Here is a 13,556-nt window from a genome sequence, read left to right as displayed (position 1 = left end):
AGGGCTCTTTGCTTTCCATGGCCTTGGATCTGAAGCTGCTTAGTGATTCTAACGGCCAGGTGAGCTATCGCGATGTGCACCGCCAGCTCTATAACAAGCATAAACTACCCAAAGGCTTTAATGAGCAGGACGTGATCGCCATCCTTAACGAACTGAGCGGTCAGGATTACGCTGCCTGGTGGGCTGAAAATGTGGAAGCGCCCATGAATTTGGACTTTGATGCCCTGTTAAATCAGGTCGGTCTAGAGCGCGTGTATCCCGAAGATGCCAAGCAGATTGCCTCGCTGGATGTAAGCACAAGCATGGAGAAAGGCTTGCTTAAACTTGACCATGTTCGTCGTGGCGGCGCAAGTTGGCAAGCAGGGCTGACCGCCGGCGATTTGATAGTCGCCATTGATGGTCGCCGAATCAGCACCGACTTGGCCACAACCCTAAGTGCCTATAGCGCCGGCGATAAGGTTTCGGTGAGTTTCTTTCGCCGCGATCGTCTCCAACAAGTGACGCTCACCCTAGGACAGACATATGACAAGGATGCCAAAGTTCAGCCCGTTCCAGCACCAACACCTGAGCAACAAGCCCTGTTCAAAGCCTGGATGGGAGTAGAGCTAAGCGACTAACCTTAGTCGCCTTGTCCTTGCAACCACAATCAGGTGTTGGTTGCAGGGATAGGGTACGTACTGTGGTTATGTTCTTTAAGGGCGGCGATCAGGTGGCGCCGAGCCGTAAAGGCTGACCTCCAGTTGCAGAGGGCCAGCCACTGTTTTTGCAGTGGATAGGCCTTGGGCTTTTGGCGCCCTTTACTGGCTATATCACTATCGAAATAGTTGTCTTGGGCAATAGGGTAGGGATGCAGGGCGCCAACATGCACTCCGGTCTCCCAGGTATGCTGAATATCCGTATCCACCGGACGATAAATCTTACTGGCATGGGCCAGCATACATTTTGCGCCGGAGCGACTGATCACATAGGCACAACAGCCGCTTAACGGCTTATCATGGATCACCAAATGATGATTCGCATCCAGCTCACGGCTGAACTTATTGGCACGTTCGCGGCCCTGATAGTTGCAAAGCTTGATAATGTCTACGGGTAATGGCTGATTTAATACCGACGCCAGACTGGACTTGAGGTTCCCCACCAGCGAGAAATCATCCTCAAGCACCAAGGCATACTCATTTTGGCTATCAAGCAGAGTTTGCCAACACTTCTTGTGACTCAGATAACAGCCGATTTCGCCATCACTCAAAGGGCGGTAAAACTTAGTCCGATTGGCTTTAGTATCAAGTATTGCGTTTTTTTGTGCTGCAGATAATTGCCGTCCGTTCACCGCGTCAATGCGTTCAAAAGCTAATCCTTGGCCTGTTAGTTGTTGCGCCGCTCGTTGTAACCTGTTGTCGCTGCCTTTGAGGTTAATCACATAGATGGGGATCATTACGCTCTCCGCTGATTGATTTGATGCCAGTATGAGATGGGAATAAGACACAGGGATGTAATTGGGATGACAGGTGGATTACCGGCCGGATTACCGAGCAGATTAGGTTTGCTTAGCTGCGTGGGGAGATATTATGAGCCTGCTAAGGATATAAATAGAAAATTTGTGATCTGGATAAAAAGTAGCCACGTATTGACCCCTGTAGTAAATGTGAATCTCCCTTTACCACCTAAGTTTAAGGACACAGACCATGACTATTTTAAGCCGTACCTTTAATACAGCACTCGTTGCTACTGCGCTTTGCGCTGCCTTGTCGGCGCCGGCTAAGGCTGAGAGCCCCAAATGGGCCAACAAATCTCAAGCGAGCATCGTTGAATTTGCCCTGGGTGCTTCGGGCGAGCCATTTGACTTTGACGATAATGGCAATGACTTCGATATTTTGGTCGCGGCGCTTATAGATACCAGCGCCATCAGTTTATTTGATGGCAGTGACTTCACGGTATTTGCTCCGAACGACCAAGCGTTTTATAACCTGACCAACACGGACAACGACGCCGATGCGTATAACGCGGTGGTCGGGCTATTAGGCGTTGAGGGGGTTGGTGGAGTGCTGGCTTATCATGTAACCGATGGGGTGCGTAATTCTCGCTCTGTGGTGCGAGCGAAACAGTTAACCATGCTTGACGGCAACACCATCATGTTTGACAGTGGCTTGATCATTGCCAATGGCTCTGAAGCGGCCTTATTGAATATAGATAACCGCGTGGCGGACGGCATGGTGCATATTATTGATACCGTACTCATTCCTTAGTGGTGTTAACCACTGACCTCAGGCAAAGCGCTCCCTTTTCAGGGGGCGCTTTTTTTAGTGCTGTTTACAACCCCATCTTATAAATGCCAAGGAGTTTCCTGATGACGGGCATTAAATGGGTATTTGCGCCTGATTTCACGGCGCTTGCCTGTGGACGATAATGGTGTAAATAGCGGCCGCAGACATAGGTAACAATCAAGGTGGCGACTATCAACTCTAGCTGTGCAACCGATGTCACCCAGTTTATTTCCCTTACTTGCCAACCATTAATCGTCATCCAATCCGCAAGTTTAAACAGGGCGGTGGCACCTATCACCAAGGGAAAGGTAAAGGCGGCATAGCCGGGGCTAAAGGGCAGGCGTAAAAGTCGAAAAAAAGCCAGATACACCACAGATGTCATTAACACGGCCAGGGTGAGCAGAATGCCTATCACCAGTGGCGAAGGGTTTTGAACCAAGGTCAGATAACCGGCCAGTGACAAACTCGCGGGCGCCGCCAGTACGGCCAAGGTAGGCCTGGCGTTGTCCGGTAGCTGGTCAACAAAAAGTAAGCGATAGAGCATCAGAGGCAACATTAACGCATACATGGCGATGCCAAAAATGAGTAGTGATTCGGCCAGCGGACGCAGCGCTTCCCCGGGAAAGGTGACGTCAGCCACAATAATACCTATGGGCGGTATAAACCAGCTTGGTGCCATGTGTTGTAGTTTGAAGTCGGCAAGGCGGTGATAAACAAATAGCGCGAAAAACCCGCTGTGCAAGAGTATGGCCAGTAGCCATAGGCCTTTGGCGAGCAGTGGCGTTATGACACTCAAAGCGCTTGATACAACCATGGTGGCCATGGCAAAGGTGGGCACCACACTGCCCGTAATCGGATGGCGTAAATCCTCCACTAAGGTGCGCGGGTGAGTAATAAATTTGGCCAGTACTAACAGCAATAACGCAGTTGCTATTAAGGCCCCCGTTGCTTGCGCCACGCCGTTCATACCAGCGATGTTTTCCCAGCACCAGCCTAGTGAGGCAATCCCGAGGGCTAATCCTGCTAAGGGAGTCGGCACCTTGGTTAATCGTGATTCTTGTTTACTCATGGTCATGGCTACACCCTTGTGGTTTAGTTCGCGCCGATTCGCGGCTCGGTTTTCGGTGTAGTGTAGAGCCAAAAAAACGTTTAATATATTTTAAAATATTGATTGTATATTTAAGTAAAATTGAACGGAGGCGTAATGAATATTGCCTTGCGACAACTACGGGTATTTGTGGCCGTGGCTCAGGAGCTCAGCATCACAACCGCCGCCAATAAATTATGCTTATCTAAGCCGGCCATCAGCATGGCGTTGAGCGAGCTGGAAAAACAACTGGGGCAGCAGCTTTTTGATCGCCACAATAACAGGTTACTGATCAATGAGCAGGGGCGTCGCTTGTTACCGCTCGCCGATGAACTACTGGCAAGGACTCGGGACATTGAGCACTTGTTTAATCAGCAGGGCGCCATCACCGGCAAGTTAAATATTGGCGCCAGCGACACCCTAGGCAATCAGGTTGCGCCGTTTTTATTGCGAGATTTTCGCGACACATCCGGCCATCGAGAGCAGGCCTTGTACATCTCTAATACCGCAAAGATATGCCAGAAATTGTGTGAATTTGAGCTCGATATCGGCATGGTTGAGGGCAGGGTTCAACATGATGAGCTCCACAGCATTCCCTGGCTTGGAGATGAGATGGTGGTGGCCTGCCATCCGCAGCATCCGCTGGCGCAGTTGTCGGCGCCCACGCTAGCGGATCTGGAGCAGCAGCACTGGCTGTTACGCGAGCCGGGCTCAGGTACCCGGGAATACTTTCTAAATCACCTTGGCGCCCGGTTAAGCCAGTGGCAACTGGCCTTTGAGCTCAATAGTACCTCGGCCATTATTAACAGCACCGCCGCCGGGCTCGGCATTACTTGTTTGTCACGCCGCGCCTTGAGCCAGGCCGAACAATTAGAGCGGGTGAGCATATTGGACTTGCCAATCACATTTACACGGGATTATTGGCTGTTATACCATAAAGAAAAATATCAAAGCCCGTTGCTTAAGCAGTTTATAGGCTTTTGCGAGAATTGGTCCGGTCAGTAAAAAACGGTTAAGTCGATAGCGAGCTAATCTGAGGCAAGCAAGCGGGTGAAATTATAACAACAGGAAACACCATGGATTATTTGCAAATCAATAAGGCCACCTGGGATAAAAGAACTCAGGTGCATGTAGCGTCTGAATTTTACGGCGTTGACGCCTTTAAAAATGGCCGCTGTTCCCTTAATCCCATTGAACGTGAACAGGTAGGCGATGTGACCGGTAAGTCCCTGCTTCACCTGCAATGTCACTTTGGTCAGGATACCTTGTCCTGGGCACGCCTAGGGGCAAAGGTGACCGGGGTCGATTTATCCTCGCAAGCCATTGCCCAGGCAAACGCCTTGAAACATGCCTTAGGGCTGGACGCTCAGTTTATCGAAGCGGATATCTATCGCTTTGGTCAGGAAAATACGCAGCAGTACGATCTGGTGTTTACCTCCTACGGCACTATCTGCTGGTTACCGGATTTAACTCGGTGGGCCCAGATCATAGCCGGTGCCTTGAAAGTAGGCGGGGAGTTTCACCTGATAGAGTTTCACCCCGTTAACGATGTGCTTAGCGGCTACGCCTATTTTCCCAGTGAGGAGCCCGATGTGGAGGAAGAAGGCACCTACACGGAAAATTGTGATGGCACTACCTCAACGACCGTATGCTGGTCGCATTCGCTCAGCGAGGTGCTGAGCGCATTAGTAGATGCGGGCCTATGCATCGAAGCCTTTAACGAATATCCCTACAGTCCCTACAATTGTTTTGAGGGGTTAGAGCCGGTGCCCGGTCTTGGTTATCAGAAATTACATAACGGCCAGCAAGTGCCTTTGGTGTATGGGGTCAAGGCTCGTAAAATCGCGGAATAAAACCTGGAGCACCTTAGTTGCTGGTGAACTTCAACAAAAAAGCCGAAGACTGACTTCGGCTTTTTATGCTTTGATTGTAATGGTTATTTCTTTACCTTGCCGATATCGTACGACGTCATCCAAGGGGTTTTGCGCGACAGCGATTTGCCGGTATGGATGGACACAGAGGGAGTCTCATCGTCCTTTACAAAGGTGGTGCGCAGCGAGTTTTCAGACTCTTTTTGTTGCTCATACCAGCCTTCGCCCAAGCATTGGCGAGTAAAATCCGATGCCTTTTGGTGGATTGCCAGGGCACCGTCTTTATCCGCATAGGTTTGCTGACAGCTATAGGCATAGGTGCGCTCGTGCAGGGCGCTGATCTGGCAGCTGTCGCCGACCAAGTGATAACGGGCCTGCCAGCTGTCGATAAATTTGGACTGGGTGCGTGCCATTTTCAAACCATCAAACTGATTGTCATAGGCCGACATCAAGGCTTGGATTTTGTCGCAGGATGAAAGGTTATCGACATAGGTTTGTTGCTGTTTTTGCGCTGGGCTGGCGCAGCCGGCGAGGAGAATAACGGCCGCTAATGCTGGGTAAATTGCTTTCATGGCAAACAGGTCCTTATTTGTAGTAGGAGAGGGTCTGTTTATCTTTGTGGTTTACTTTATGTTCAATCTAAACGCATTCTGATCGCGACGCGAGCTATGCGGCATAGTTATTCTATGCAAATAGTGAGCAACAAAGAGCTGAAGGCGTTTAGATGAACCCATAGGGCAGCGCTTGATGCGCATTTCTACGGTGTTATCGCATCCTTATGTAGAATAACTACATTGCGCATGCTCTGCCTTGTATAAATACCCAGCAAGCCGCTGCAGAAACAAACAACAAAGGTCAACAGACCCTAAGCATACAAAATCTCTGGGCGGTGTGGCAATGTAAAACACCCAGAGAGTGAATAATTGCCCACCTAAACAGCTATTTACTTACAAGTGCGGCCTTTTTGGGGCGCTGACCCGGCTAATGCCGAGACTGCAACCGCGCTACCACATCCCCTAAGGATAAGCCCTGGCGTTGCAGCAGCACAATCAAATGATACAGCAGATCGGCGGCCTCATCGGTCAGCTCGTTATTGTCGTTTTTCATCGCTGCCAATGCGACCTCCACCCCTTCTTCGCCAACCTTCTGGCAACTACGGCTGAGCTCCTTGGCAAACAGCGATGCTGTGTAGCTGCTGTGTGGATCCGCATCCTTTCGGTCGATGATGATCTGCTCCAGCTCGGCTAAAAAGCCCAAACTTGGTTTGGCGTCACCAAAGCAACTTTGGGTGCCCAGGTGGCAGGTGGGGCCTTGTGGGTAGGCCATGATCAGAATCGAGTCCTGATCGCAGTCGGTGTAGACGGCTTCAACCTGTAAAAAGTGACCGGAGCTTTCGCCCTTGGTCCACAGGCGCTGTTTTGAACGGGAGTAAAAGGTGACTTTCTTTTGCTCCAGGGTGTGGGTGAGTGCCGCCTGATCCATAAATCCCTGCATGAGAATTTGCCCGGTAATAAAGTCCTGTACCAGGGCTGGGATCAACGGGCACTTGGCAAAATTCACATCGCTTACATTGCTAATATCTATTCGCATAATCGAGTCGCTATCATGTTATCGGCTAGGTGTTGTTTTAATTCGTTAATATTTATCAGGTTCTTATGAAATACGCTGGCGGCGAGGGCGCCATCTACCTGGGCCTTTTTAAATACCTCACTGAAGTCGCTGATTTTTCCGGCGCCACCGGAGGCGATTAAGGGCACGTGGCAGATTTCCCGTACTTTAGCCAATTGTTCAATGTCATAGCCCTTGCGTACGCCGTCTTGGTTCATACAGTTTAGTACGATTTCACCGGCGCCGAGGGCCTGCACCTGCTCAACCCATTCCAGGGTATTGTAGCGGGTGCGCGACGAGCTGTTGGGATCGCCGGTAAGCTGATAGACCAGATACTCGCCTGTTTGGGCATCAAAAAAGCTGTCGATACCCACCACCACGCATTGTTTACCAAATTCGTCGTGTAACTCGCGAATAAGCTCGGGACGGGCAATGGCCGGGCTATTGATACTGATTTTATCGGCGCCACTTTCAAGCACCCGCGCCGCATCGGCGACGGACTTGATGCCACCGGCAACGCAAAACGGAATATCGATATGACGAGCTATGTGTTCGACCCAATTCACATCAAGCAGGCGTTTTTCCACGCTGGCGCTGATTTCATAAAACACCAGCTCATCGGCGCCGGCATCGCTGTAGGCCTTGGCCAACTCAAGAATATCGCCGACGATTTCATGGCCTTTAAACTGGACGCCTTTAACGACCTGGCCGTCTTTCACATCTAAACAGGGGATTATGCGCTTTGATAACATGCTAATGCCTCCTCAACCGTAAAGGCGCCATCAAGCAGGGATTTACCCAAGATCACTCCTTGGGTGCCAATTTCTTTTAAGCGACGAATATCCGCTAATGAGCTGACGCCACCGGAGGCCTGAATGCGCAGACTGGGGTTATGCGCCTGCAGTTGCTCGTACAAAGCAAAGGAAGGGCCGCTCATGGTGCCGTCCTTGCTGATGTCGGTGCATAAAAAGTCTTGCACCCCAATTTCGGTGTAAAAGTCGATAAGCTCAAACAAGGAGACATCACCACTTTCCAACCAGCCATGGGTGGCGGGCATCCAGCCCTTTTCGGTGTTATTCACATCCAGGGCAATGACAAATTTCGGAGCACCGTATTGGTTTATCCAGCTAGCCACTTGCTCTTGGTTGTTGACCGCTTTTGAGCCAATCACCACCTGTGCGGCGCCGGCTGTGAGCCACTGCTCGACATCCTTGCTGGTACGAATACCGCCACCGACCTGATAGCCGACGTTGAGCGCCTTGGTGGCTGCCTGAATTTGTCGCCATTGCTTTTTGCTTGGATCTCGCGCCCCTTCTAAATCAACCAGGTGCAGCTTTTGTGCGCCTTGTTGCTGGTATTCCATGAGCCGTTCGGCCAAGTCAAAGGGATAGAACTGGGCGGTGTCGTATTTGCCCTGAAATAAACGCACGATTTGTTGTTGTAATACATCTAATGCTGGAATAATCATAATGCGTCCTCAAAGCCGCCAGTCAATAAAGTTTTGCAGTAAGCGCGCGCCCACTTTGGCGCTGCGCTCCGGGTGAAATTGCATCCCGGCGTAGTTGTCCTGAGCGACCATGGCCGAAAACGTTTGGCCGTATTCGCTGGTGGCCAGGGTTGCCTGGTTACAGCCATGGGCGAAGCTGTGTACAAAGTACACCTGATCGTCATCCTTAACACCCTTGGTCAGTGGGTGCGTTTTGGTGATCTTTAGGGTATTCCAGCCCATGTGCGGGGCACTTAAATTCCCCACCTCAAGCTGGTCGACGGCGCCGGGAATGATGCCTAAACAGGGGGTGTCGCCCTCGGCCGTGTGCTCGCACTGCAACTGCATGCCCAAACAAATGCCCAGCAATGGCTTTTGGTATTCCTTAATGGCTTCTTGCCAGCCGCCGTTAATCAGGCGCGCCATGGCAACCTTGGCATGGCCCACTCCCGGTAATACAGCTCGTTCATAGCCCCTTAGTTGCTCGGCGTCGGTGATCACATCAACCTGAGTATGCAAACGCTCAAAGGCAAAGCGCACCGAATTGATATTGGCGCAGCCGGTGTTGATTATGGCTATCATAAAACCCCCTTGGAGCTGGCCATTTGTTGCGAGCTGTCTTTGCTGATGGCCATGCGCAGCGCCCTGGCGAAGGCCTTAAACAGGCCCTCAACCTGGTGGTGACAATTCCCGGGCGTGACACTTAAAATCAGCGACAGGGCGGCGTTATCGCTAAGGCTTTTGAAAAAGTGTTCGACCATTTGTACATCCATATCGCCGACTTTTTCACGGCTAAAATCGGCATTTAACACAAACGAAGCGCGTCCGGATAAGTCGATTTGCGCTTCGGCCTTGCATTCGTCCATCGGCAGGGCAAAGCCGTAGCGGGCAATTTGCGACTTGGTGCCAAGAGCCTGGCGTAGCGCCTGACCCAAGGCGATGCCGACATCTTCGACCAGGTGGTGCTCGTCTATGTGTAGATCGCCACTGGCCTTAATATCCAGGTAAATATTGGCGTGGGTGCGGATCTGATCCAGCATATGGTCGAAAAAGCCCAGCCCAGTGCTGATTTCGCCACTTTTATTGGCATCCAGGTTTAGCGCTACGGCAATTTGCGTTTCCTTGGTGTCGCGGCTGACGGCGCCTTGGCGGTCGGCGGTAGTCAAGCGAGTGACTATTTGCGCCCAGTTATCCTGATACAAGATGCCCTGCATACAGAGGTTTTCGGCCAATTGAATATCGGTCTGTCGGTCACCAATGACATAAGAATTGGCGATATCCACCTTGCCTGAGCGCATTAAGTCGACCAGCAAACCGGTTTTTGGTTTACGGCATTGGCAGTTGTCGCCATCGAAGTGCGGGCAGATCAGCACGTCTTCAAAGTGAATGCCTTGGGAGGTAAATAGCTCCATCATTTTGTTGTGCGGCGCGTCGAAGTCCGCCTGCGGGAAACTGTCCGTGCCCAGGCCATCTTGGTTAGACACCATCACCAGGCGATAGCCGGCCGCTTGCAGGGCGAGCATCGCTGGGATAACACCGGGTAACAAGGCTAATTTCTCTAGGCTGTCGACTTGCTTATCGCTGATAGGCTCTTCAATCAGGGTGCCGTCGCGGTCAATAAATAAATAGGGGTTGCTCATATTAGTTCCTAAAAAGTGCCTTGTTATTGGAGCCGGTTAGGGAGTCAAGCCAGGCTTTAACTTCCTTGAGCTCCTGCTCATTGCCGATGGAAATACGCAGCCAATCGTCCTCGCCATAAAGGGTAAAGGGGCGCATGACCAGGCCCTGCTGATAGGCAATGGCAATGGCGTTTTTGTCTTTTAGCTGCAAGGTGACAAAGTTGCCTTCCCCTGCGAGTACCCGAGTGACTGCATCGCTTTGCTCCAACCATTGTTGCAGGCGTGATTTAAGGGCGTTTAAAGTATCCACCTGGCGGCGCATTGAGGCTATGTTTGCGGTGCTCAGCGCTTGTGCGGCGATGTCGGCCACCACGGTGGATACCGGGTAGGGCGCCAACACCTTGCGAAGCGGTGCTAAGATGCTCTCGTTTGCCAGGGTAAAACCGGTGCGCAGACCCGCCAGGGCAAAGGCTTTGGACAGGGTGCGTAGCACCACTATATTGGCGTAGTCAGCCAGTAATGACACCGCGCTTTGCTCAGGGCAAAACTCGATGTAGGCTTCATCAACCACCACCAGGGCGCTGCCTGTTAGGCGCGCTGCAATGGCGGCGATTTTATCTTGGCCTACCAGGGCGCCGGTGGGGTTATTGGGGTTGCAGATAAACACCAGCTTGGCATCGCCAACCTGGGTGCAAATCTGATCCACCTCGCCTTGGAGCAATAACTCCTGGCTCAGGGTATTGAGCGCGACATTATGGGTGTCGGCGGTGACCTTATACATGCCATATGTGGGTGCAAAAATGGCTATGCTGTCCTTTGCGCTCTGGCAGAAGGTGCGTACCAGCAGCTCTATGCCTTCATCGGCGCCTCGGGTCATCACCACCTGCTCAGGCTTTACCCCAACATAATTGCTGTAGGCCTGGATCACCTGCTGCGGCTGTGGGTCCGGATAGCGGTTGAGAGCCTGACCACTGAGTTGATATTCGCGGTTATAAGGGCTTTCGTTGGCGTTCAGCCAGGTTGAGCCGCTGAGTTTTTCACTCTTTGCCGAACTGTAGGCGCTGAGGTTGGCAATATTTTTCGGTAACAAGTTTTGCGCTAACCCGTCTTGTGGTGAACCCAGCTGTTGTTGTGTTTTTACGTCGGTGCTCACTGTGTTTCTCCTAAACGGATGCGAACGGCATTGGCGTGAGCATCGAGCCCTTCTGCTGCAGCCATGGGAATAATTGCTTTTGCCAAATCGGCCAAACCACTTTTGGTAACGGTCTGCACCGTATAGGTGCGATAAAAATCGAGCAGGCTGAGGCTTGAATACACCTTTGAATACCCGTATGTGGGCAACACGTGATTGGTGCCCGAGGCATAATCACCGGCTGACTCCGGGGTGTAATCGCCCACAAAAATAGAGCCTACATTCTTTATCTTAGGCAAGTATTCGGCACTTTCACCAAGTTGCAGAATCAAGTGCTCTGGTCCGTACAGATTTGAGACCTCAACGGCCTGGGTGATGCTTTGCACCTTGATCAGCGCCGAGTTTTCAAGGGCTGCCTTGGCAATCTCGGCGCGTGGCAGGGTTTTTAATTGCTCTATGAGTGCCTTTTGCGTTGCCGCTATCACCTCATCGCTGTCGCTTAGCAGAATGACTTGCGAGTCCGGGCCGTGCTCGGCCTGAGAAAGCAGATCCGCGGCAATAAATTCACCGTTCGCTCTGCCATCGGCAATCACCAAAACCTCCGAAGGCCCGGCGGGCATATCAATGGCTAAACCGGGGACCTGCTGGGCGCATAATTGCTTGGCCATGGTCACATAGGCATTGCCCGGACCAAAAATTTTATTGACCTTGGGCACGGTGTCCGTGCCATAGGCCATGGCGGCAATGGCCGGGGCACCACCGACTTGCAGCACCTGTTTAATACCACAAAGGCGTGCAGCGTATAGGATAGCAGGAGCAACGGCGGCATCCCCCTTGACCGGGGTGGCCAACACTACAGTCTGCGCACCGCTAATTTGCGCCAGCACGCCTTGCATCAATACCGAAGAAGGCAGAGGGGCGCTGCCGCCGGGAACATAAATGCCTATGGCGTCGATGGCCTGGTAGCGCAGCTCACAGGCTACCCCGGGCTGCGTGCTTAAGCTGATGTTTTTAGGCACCTGAGCAAGGTGAAAACGGCGAATATTATTGTACGCCTGTTTTATCGCGTCCTTTAGCTCGGTATCGAGCAGCTGTTCGGCGTCGGCAAAGTCGTTATCGCTGCAAAGCAGTGGCGCCTTGATTGCTCGGCCGTCCAAACGGTTGGCGTAGTCGCGAAGTGCCTCATCGCCTTCGCTTTGCATGCGACCGAGTATCTCCTCACACACTGGGCGAACATTGTCGGCGGCGCTCACCGCCGGACGTTGCAACAGCATTTGCTGCTCTGTGGGGCTAAGAGTATTCCAATCAATCACGGTCCGTTACTCCATCATTTTCTCAATGGGCATCACCAGAATGGAATTGGCGCCGAGTGCTTTTAGCGACTCCATGGTTTCCCAAAACAGAGTTTCGCTGCTGACCATGTGTAAGGCCACATACTCTTCGCTGCCGGCTAAGGCCAGCAGGGTAGGTTGACCGGTGCCGGGTAACAGGGCACAGACCTCATCAAGCTTGGCCTTGGGGGCGTGCATCATGATGTACTTGCTTTCTTTTGCTTGTTTTACACCGCGCAGGCGGGGCATCAGCTTATCGATGAGCGCCAGTTTTTCGCTATCCTGGAGTGCTTCATTTTGGATTAGGCAAGCGTTGGACTCTAAAATGGTGTCGCCCTGCATCAGACCATTGGCCTCCAGGGTGGCGCCAGTAGAAACCAGATCGCAAATGGCATCGGCGAGACCGGCGCGCGGGGCGACTTCGACCGAGCCGGTCAACATCACCACGCTGGCATCAATGTTTTCACGCTCCAGGTACTTACTGAGGATCTCAGGGTAAGTGGTGGCAATGCGTTTACCGGCGAACCAGGATTTATCTTGTTGACCCAGCTCCTGGGGCCAGGCCAGGGCCAGACGGCAGTAACCAAAATCGAGCTTAGCCAGTTTTTTCACCGTGCCTTCGTTGCCACTACGGGCGCGTTCAGCCTGGACTTCTTCAAGGACGTTTTCGCCGACGATGCCCAAGTCACAGACACCATCCAGAACCAGTCCGGGAATATCGTCATCGCGCACGCGCAGTACATCGATAGGCATATTGGTGGCGTGGGCGATAAGACGTTGTTCGCGTAGGTTTAATTTAACGCCTAGTTGCTTAAGCAGGTTTTGGCAGTCTTTGGACAAGCGCCCTGATTTTTGGATTGCGATACGTAAACGGTTGGTGTTGCTCATAATTCATTTCCTAAGTTAAAAAACTAAAAACCCCGAGGGATCCTCGGGGCGAAAATGAATCTGGTTTTTTAGTCGCGCCGGAGGTTCCTTTTAGGAATAACCCCCCAGCGAAATACCTGACAGGCTATTCGTGGATGTGATGATGATGATGAATAGTTGTCAGTGTATAAGTCATGTTTGCGCTCGTGTTGTTGCTAAACTGAAATAAGATGATTAAGTTCGTTTATAGATAAACACAGAGTTTGCATTCATTGCAACCATTTTTTTTATTGC

15 protein-coding genes are annotated in these 13,556 nt (G+C 51.7%); 4 read left to right on the top strand and 11 right to left on the bottom strand.

What is annotated here, in order from left to right:
• Positions 1–17 precede the first annotated feature (17 nt).
• Positions 18–617, top strand: coding sequence for a PDZ domain-containing protein (locus tag C2M29_RS16880; RefSeq protein WP_442792543.1), 600 nt, complete (start codon positions 18–20; stop codon positions 615–617).
• Between the two features lie 29 nt (positions 618–646).
• Here C2M29_RS16880 and C2M29_RS06415 read toward each other — a convergent pair whose 3' ends face one another.
• Positions 647–1,432 carry a glycosyltransferase family 25 protein gene (locus C2M29_RS06415; RefSeq protein WP_105188965.1) on the bottom strand — a complete coding sequence of 262 codons (786 nt, stop codon included), beginning with the start codon at positions 1,430–1,432 and terminating at the stop codon, positions 647–649.
• 250 nt (positions 1,433–1,682) lie between these two features.
• Here C2M29_RS06415 and C2M29_RS06410 point away from each other — a divergent pair, with 250 nt between their 5' ends.
• Positions 1,683–2,243 (top strand): fasciclin domain-containing protein, encoded by a 561-nt coding sequence (locus tag C2M29_RS06410; RefSeq protein WP_105188964.1) that lies wholly within the window; start codon positions 1,683–1,685, stop codon positions 2,241–2,243.
• A gap of 64 nt (positions 2,244–2,307) precedes the next feature.
• Here the strand turns inward: C2M29_RS06410 and C2M29_RS06405 are convergent, their stop codons facing one another.
• Positions 2,308–3,336, bottom strand: coding sequence for a TDT family transporter (locus C2M29_RS06405; RefSeq protein ID WP_199774863.1), 1,029 nt, complete (start codon positions 3,334–3,336; stop codon positions 2,308–2,310).
• A gap of 129 nt (positions 3,337–3,465) precedes the next feature.
• Between C2M29_RS06405 and C2M29_RS06400 the strand changes: the two genes are divergently transcribed.
• Positions 3,466–4,353, top strand: coding sequence for a LysR substrate-binding domain-containing protein (locus C2M29_RS06400; protein ID WP_105188963.1), 888 nt, complete (start codon positions 3,466–3,468; stop codon positions 4,351–4,353).
• A 71-nt stretch (positions 4,354–4,424) separates the two neighbouring features.
• Positions 4,425–5,201, top strand: coding sequence for a class I SAM-dependent methyltransferase (locus tag C2M29_RS06395; RefSeq protein WP_105188962.1), 777 nt, complete (start codon positions 4,425–4,427; stop codon positions 5,199–5,201).
• Between the two features lie 83 nt (positions 5,202–5,284).
• Here the strand turns inward: C2M29_RS06395 and C2M29_RS06390 are convergent, their stop codons facing one another.
• The 9 genes from C2M29_RS06390 to hisG form a co-directional block, all read right to left on the bottom strand.
• Positions 5,285–5,791: a hypothetical protein gene (locus C2M29_RS06390; protein WP_105188961.1), complete on the bottom strand. Its 507-nt coding sequence runs from the start codon at positions 5,789–5,791 to the stop codon at positions 5,285–5,287.
• A 409-nt stretch (positions 5,792–6,200) separates the two neighbouring features.
• The gene (gene hisIE / locus C2M29_RS06380) at positions 6,201–6,809 is read right to left on the bottom strand and encodes a bifunctional phosphoribosyl-AMP cyclohydrolase/phosphoribosyl-ATP diphosphatase HisIE (RefSeq protein WP_105188960.1); all 609 of its coding nucleotides are present in this window, start codon (positions 6,807–6,809) and stop codon (positions 6,201–6,203) included.
• Entirely contained in the window at positions 6,800–7,579 is a 780-nt protein-coding gene (hisF, locus tag C2M29_RS06375) for an imidazole glycerol phosphate synthase subunit HisF (protein WP_105188959.1), read from the bottom strand. Before hisF ends, hisIE begins: the two co-directional genes overlap by 10 nt.
• Positions 7,561–8,295 carry a 1-(5-phosphoribosyl)-5-[(5-phosphoribosylamino)methylideneamino] imidazole-4-carboxamide isomerase gene (locus tag C2M29_RS06370; protein ID WP_105188958.1) on the bottom strand — a complete coding sequence of 245 codons (735 nt, stop codon included), beginning with the start codon at positions 8,293–8,295 and terminating at the stop codon, positions 7,561–7,563. The genes hisF and C2M29_RS06370 overlap by 19 nt, the downstream gene beginning before the upstream one ends.
• Positions 8,296–8,304: 9 nt before the next feature.
• A complete protein-coding gene (hisH, locus tag C2M29_RS06365) occupies positions 8,305–8,895 on the bottom strand; it encodes an imidazole glycerol phosphate synthase subunit HisH (RefSeq protein ID WP_105188957.1) in 591 nt (196 codons plus the stop codon).
• Positions 8,892–9,953, bottom strand: coding sequence for a bifunctional histidinol-phosphatase/imidazoleglycerol-phosphate dehydratase HisB (hisB, locus tag C2M29_RS06360; RefSeq protein ID WP_105188956.1), 1,062 nt, complete (start codon positions 9,951–9,953; stop codon positions 8,892–8,894). Before hisB ends, hisH begins: the two co-directional genes overlap by 4 nt.
• Before the next feature lies 1 nt (position 9,954).
• Positions 9,955–11,055, bottom strand: a complete 1,101-nt coding sequence (hisC, locus tag C2M29_RS06355) for a histidinol-phosphate transaminase (RefSeq protein WP_105189322.1) — start codon at positions 11,053–11,055, stop codon at positions 9,955–9,957.
• 26 nt (positions 11,056–11,081) lie between these two features.
• Positions 11,082–12,377, bottom strand: coding sequence for a histidinol dehydrogenase (hisD, locus tag C2M29_RS06350; protein ID WP_442792537.1), 1,296 nt, complete (start codon positions 12,375–12,377; stop codon positions 11,082–11,084).
• 6 nt (positions 12,378–12,383) lie between these two features.
• Positions 12,384–13,283: an ATP phosphoribosyltransferase gene (gene hisG, locus C2M29_RS06345; RefSeq protein ID WP_105188954.1), complete on the bottom strand. Its 900-nt coding sequence runs from the start codon at positions 13,281–13,283 to the stop codon at positions 12,384–12,386.
• Positions 13,284–13,556 lie beyond the last annotated feature (273 nt).

Origin of the sequence: Pseudoalteromonas sp. T1lg48 (assembly GCF_002964785.1) — a bacterium.
Lineage (GTDB): Bacteria > Pseudomonadota > Gammaproteobacteria > Enterobacterales > Alteromonadaceae > Pseudoalteromonas.
Note: the sequence above shows the minus strand (reverse complement) of the source record. Positions and strands in the feature narration are given on the sequence as shown.

Bases quoted from the DNA above. Each gene is read 5' to 3' on its own strand.
- hisF (WP_105188959.1), bottom strand. From the start codon at position 7,579: ATGTTATCAAAGCGCATAATCCCCTGTTTAGATGTGAAAGACGGCCAG.
- C2M29_RS06415 (WP_105188965.1), bottom strand. From the start codon at position 1,432: ATGATCCCCATCTATGTGATTAACCTCAAAGGCAGCGACAACAGGTTA.
- C2M29_RS06390 (WP_105188961.1), bottom strand. From the start codon at position 5,791: ATGAAAGCAATTTACCCAGCATTAGCGGCCGTTATTCTCCTCGCCGGC.
- C2M29_RS16880 (WP_442792543.1), top strand. From the start codon at position 18: ATGGCCTTGGATCTGAAGCTGCTTAGTGATTCTAACGGCCAGGTGAGC.
- hisG (WP_105188954.1), bottom strand. From the start codon at position 13,283: ATGAGCAACACCAACCGTTTACGTATCGCAATCCAAAAATCAGGGCGC.
- C2M29_RS06400 (WP_105188963.1), top strand. From the start codon at position 3,466: ATGAATATTGCCTTGCGACAACTACGGGTATTTGTGGCCGTGGCTCAG.
- hisB (WP_105188956.1), bottom strand. From the start codon at position 9,953: ATGAGCAACCCCTATTTATTTATTGACCGCGACGGCACCCTGATTGAA.
- C2M29_RS06410 (WP_105188964.1), top strand. From the start codon at position 1,683: ATGACTATTTTAAGCCGTACCTTTAATACAGCACTCGTTGCTACTGCG.
- C2M29_RS06395 (WP_105188962.1), top strand. From the start codon at position 4,425: ATGGATTATTTGCAAATCAATAAGGCCACCTGGGATAAAAGAACTCAG.
- hisH (WP_105188957.1), bottom strand. From the start codon at position 8,895: ATGATAGCCATAATCAACACCGGCTGCGCCAATATCAATTCGGTGCGC.
- hisIE (WP_105188960.1), bottom strand. From the start codon at position 6,809: ATGCGAATAGATATTAGCAATGTAAGCGATGTGAATTTTGCCAAGTGC.
- C2M29_RS06405 (WP_199774863.1), bottom strand. From the start codon at position 3,336: ATGACCATGAGTAAACAAGAATCACGATTAACCAAGGTGCCGACTCCC.
- C2M29_RS06370 (WP_105188958.1), bottom strand. From the start codon at position 8,295: ATGATTATTCCAGCATTAGATGTATTACAACAACAAATCGTGCGTTTA.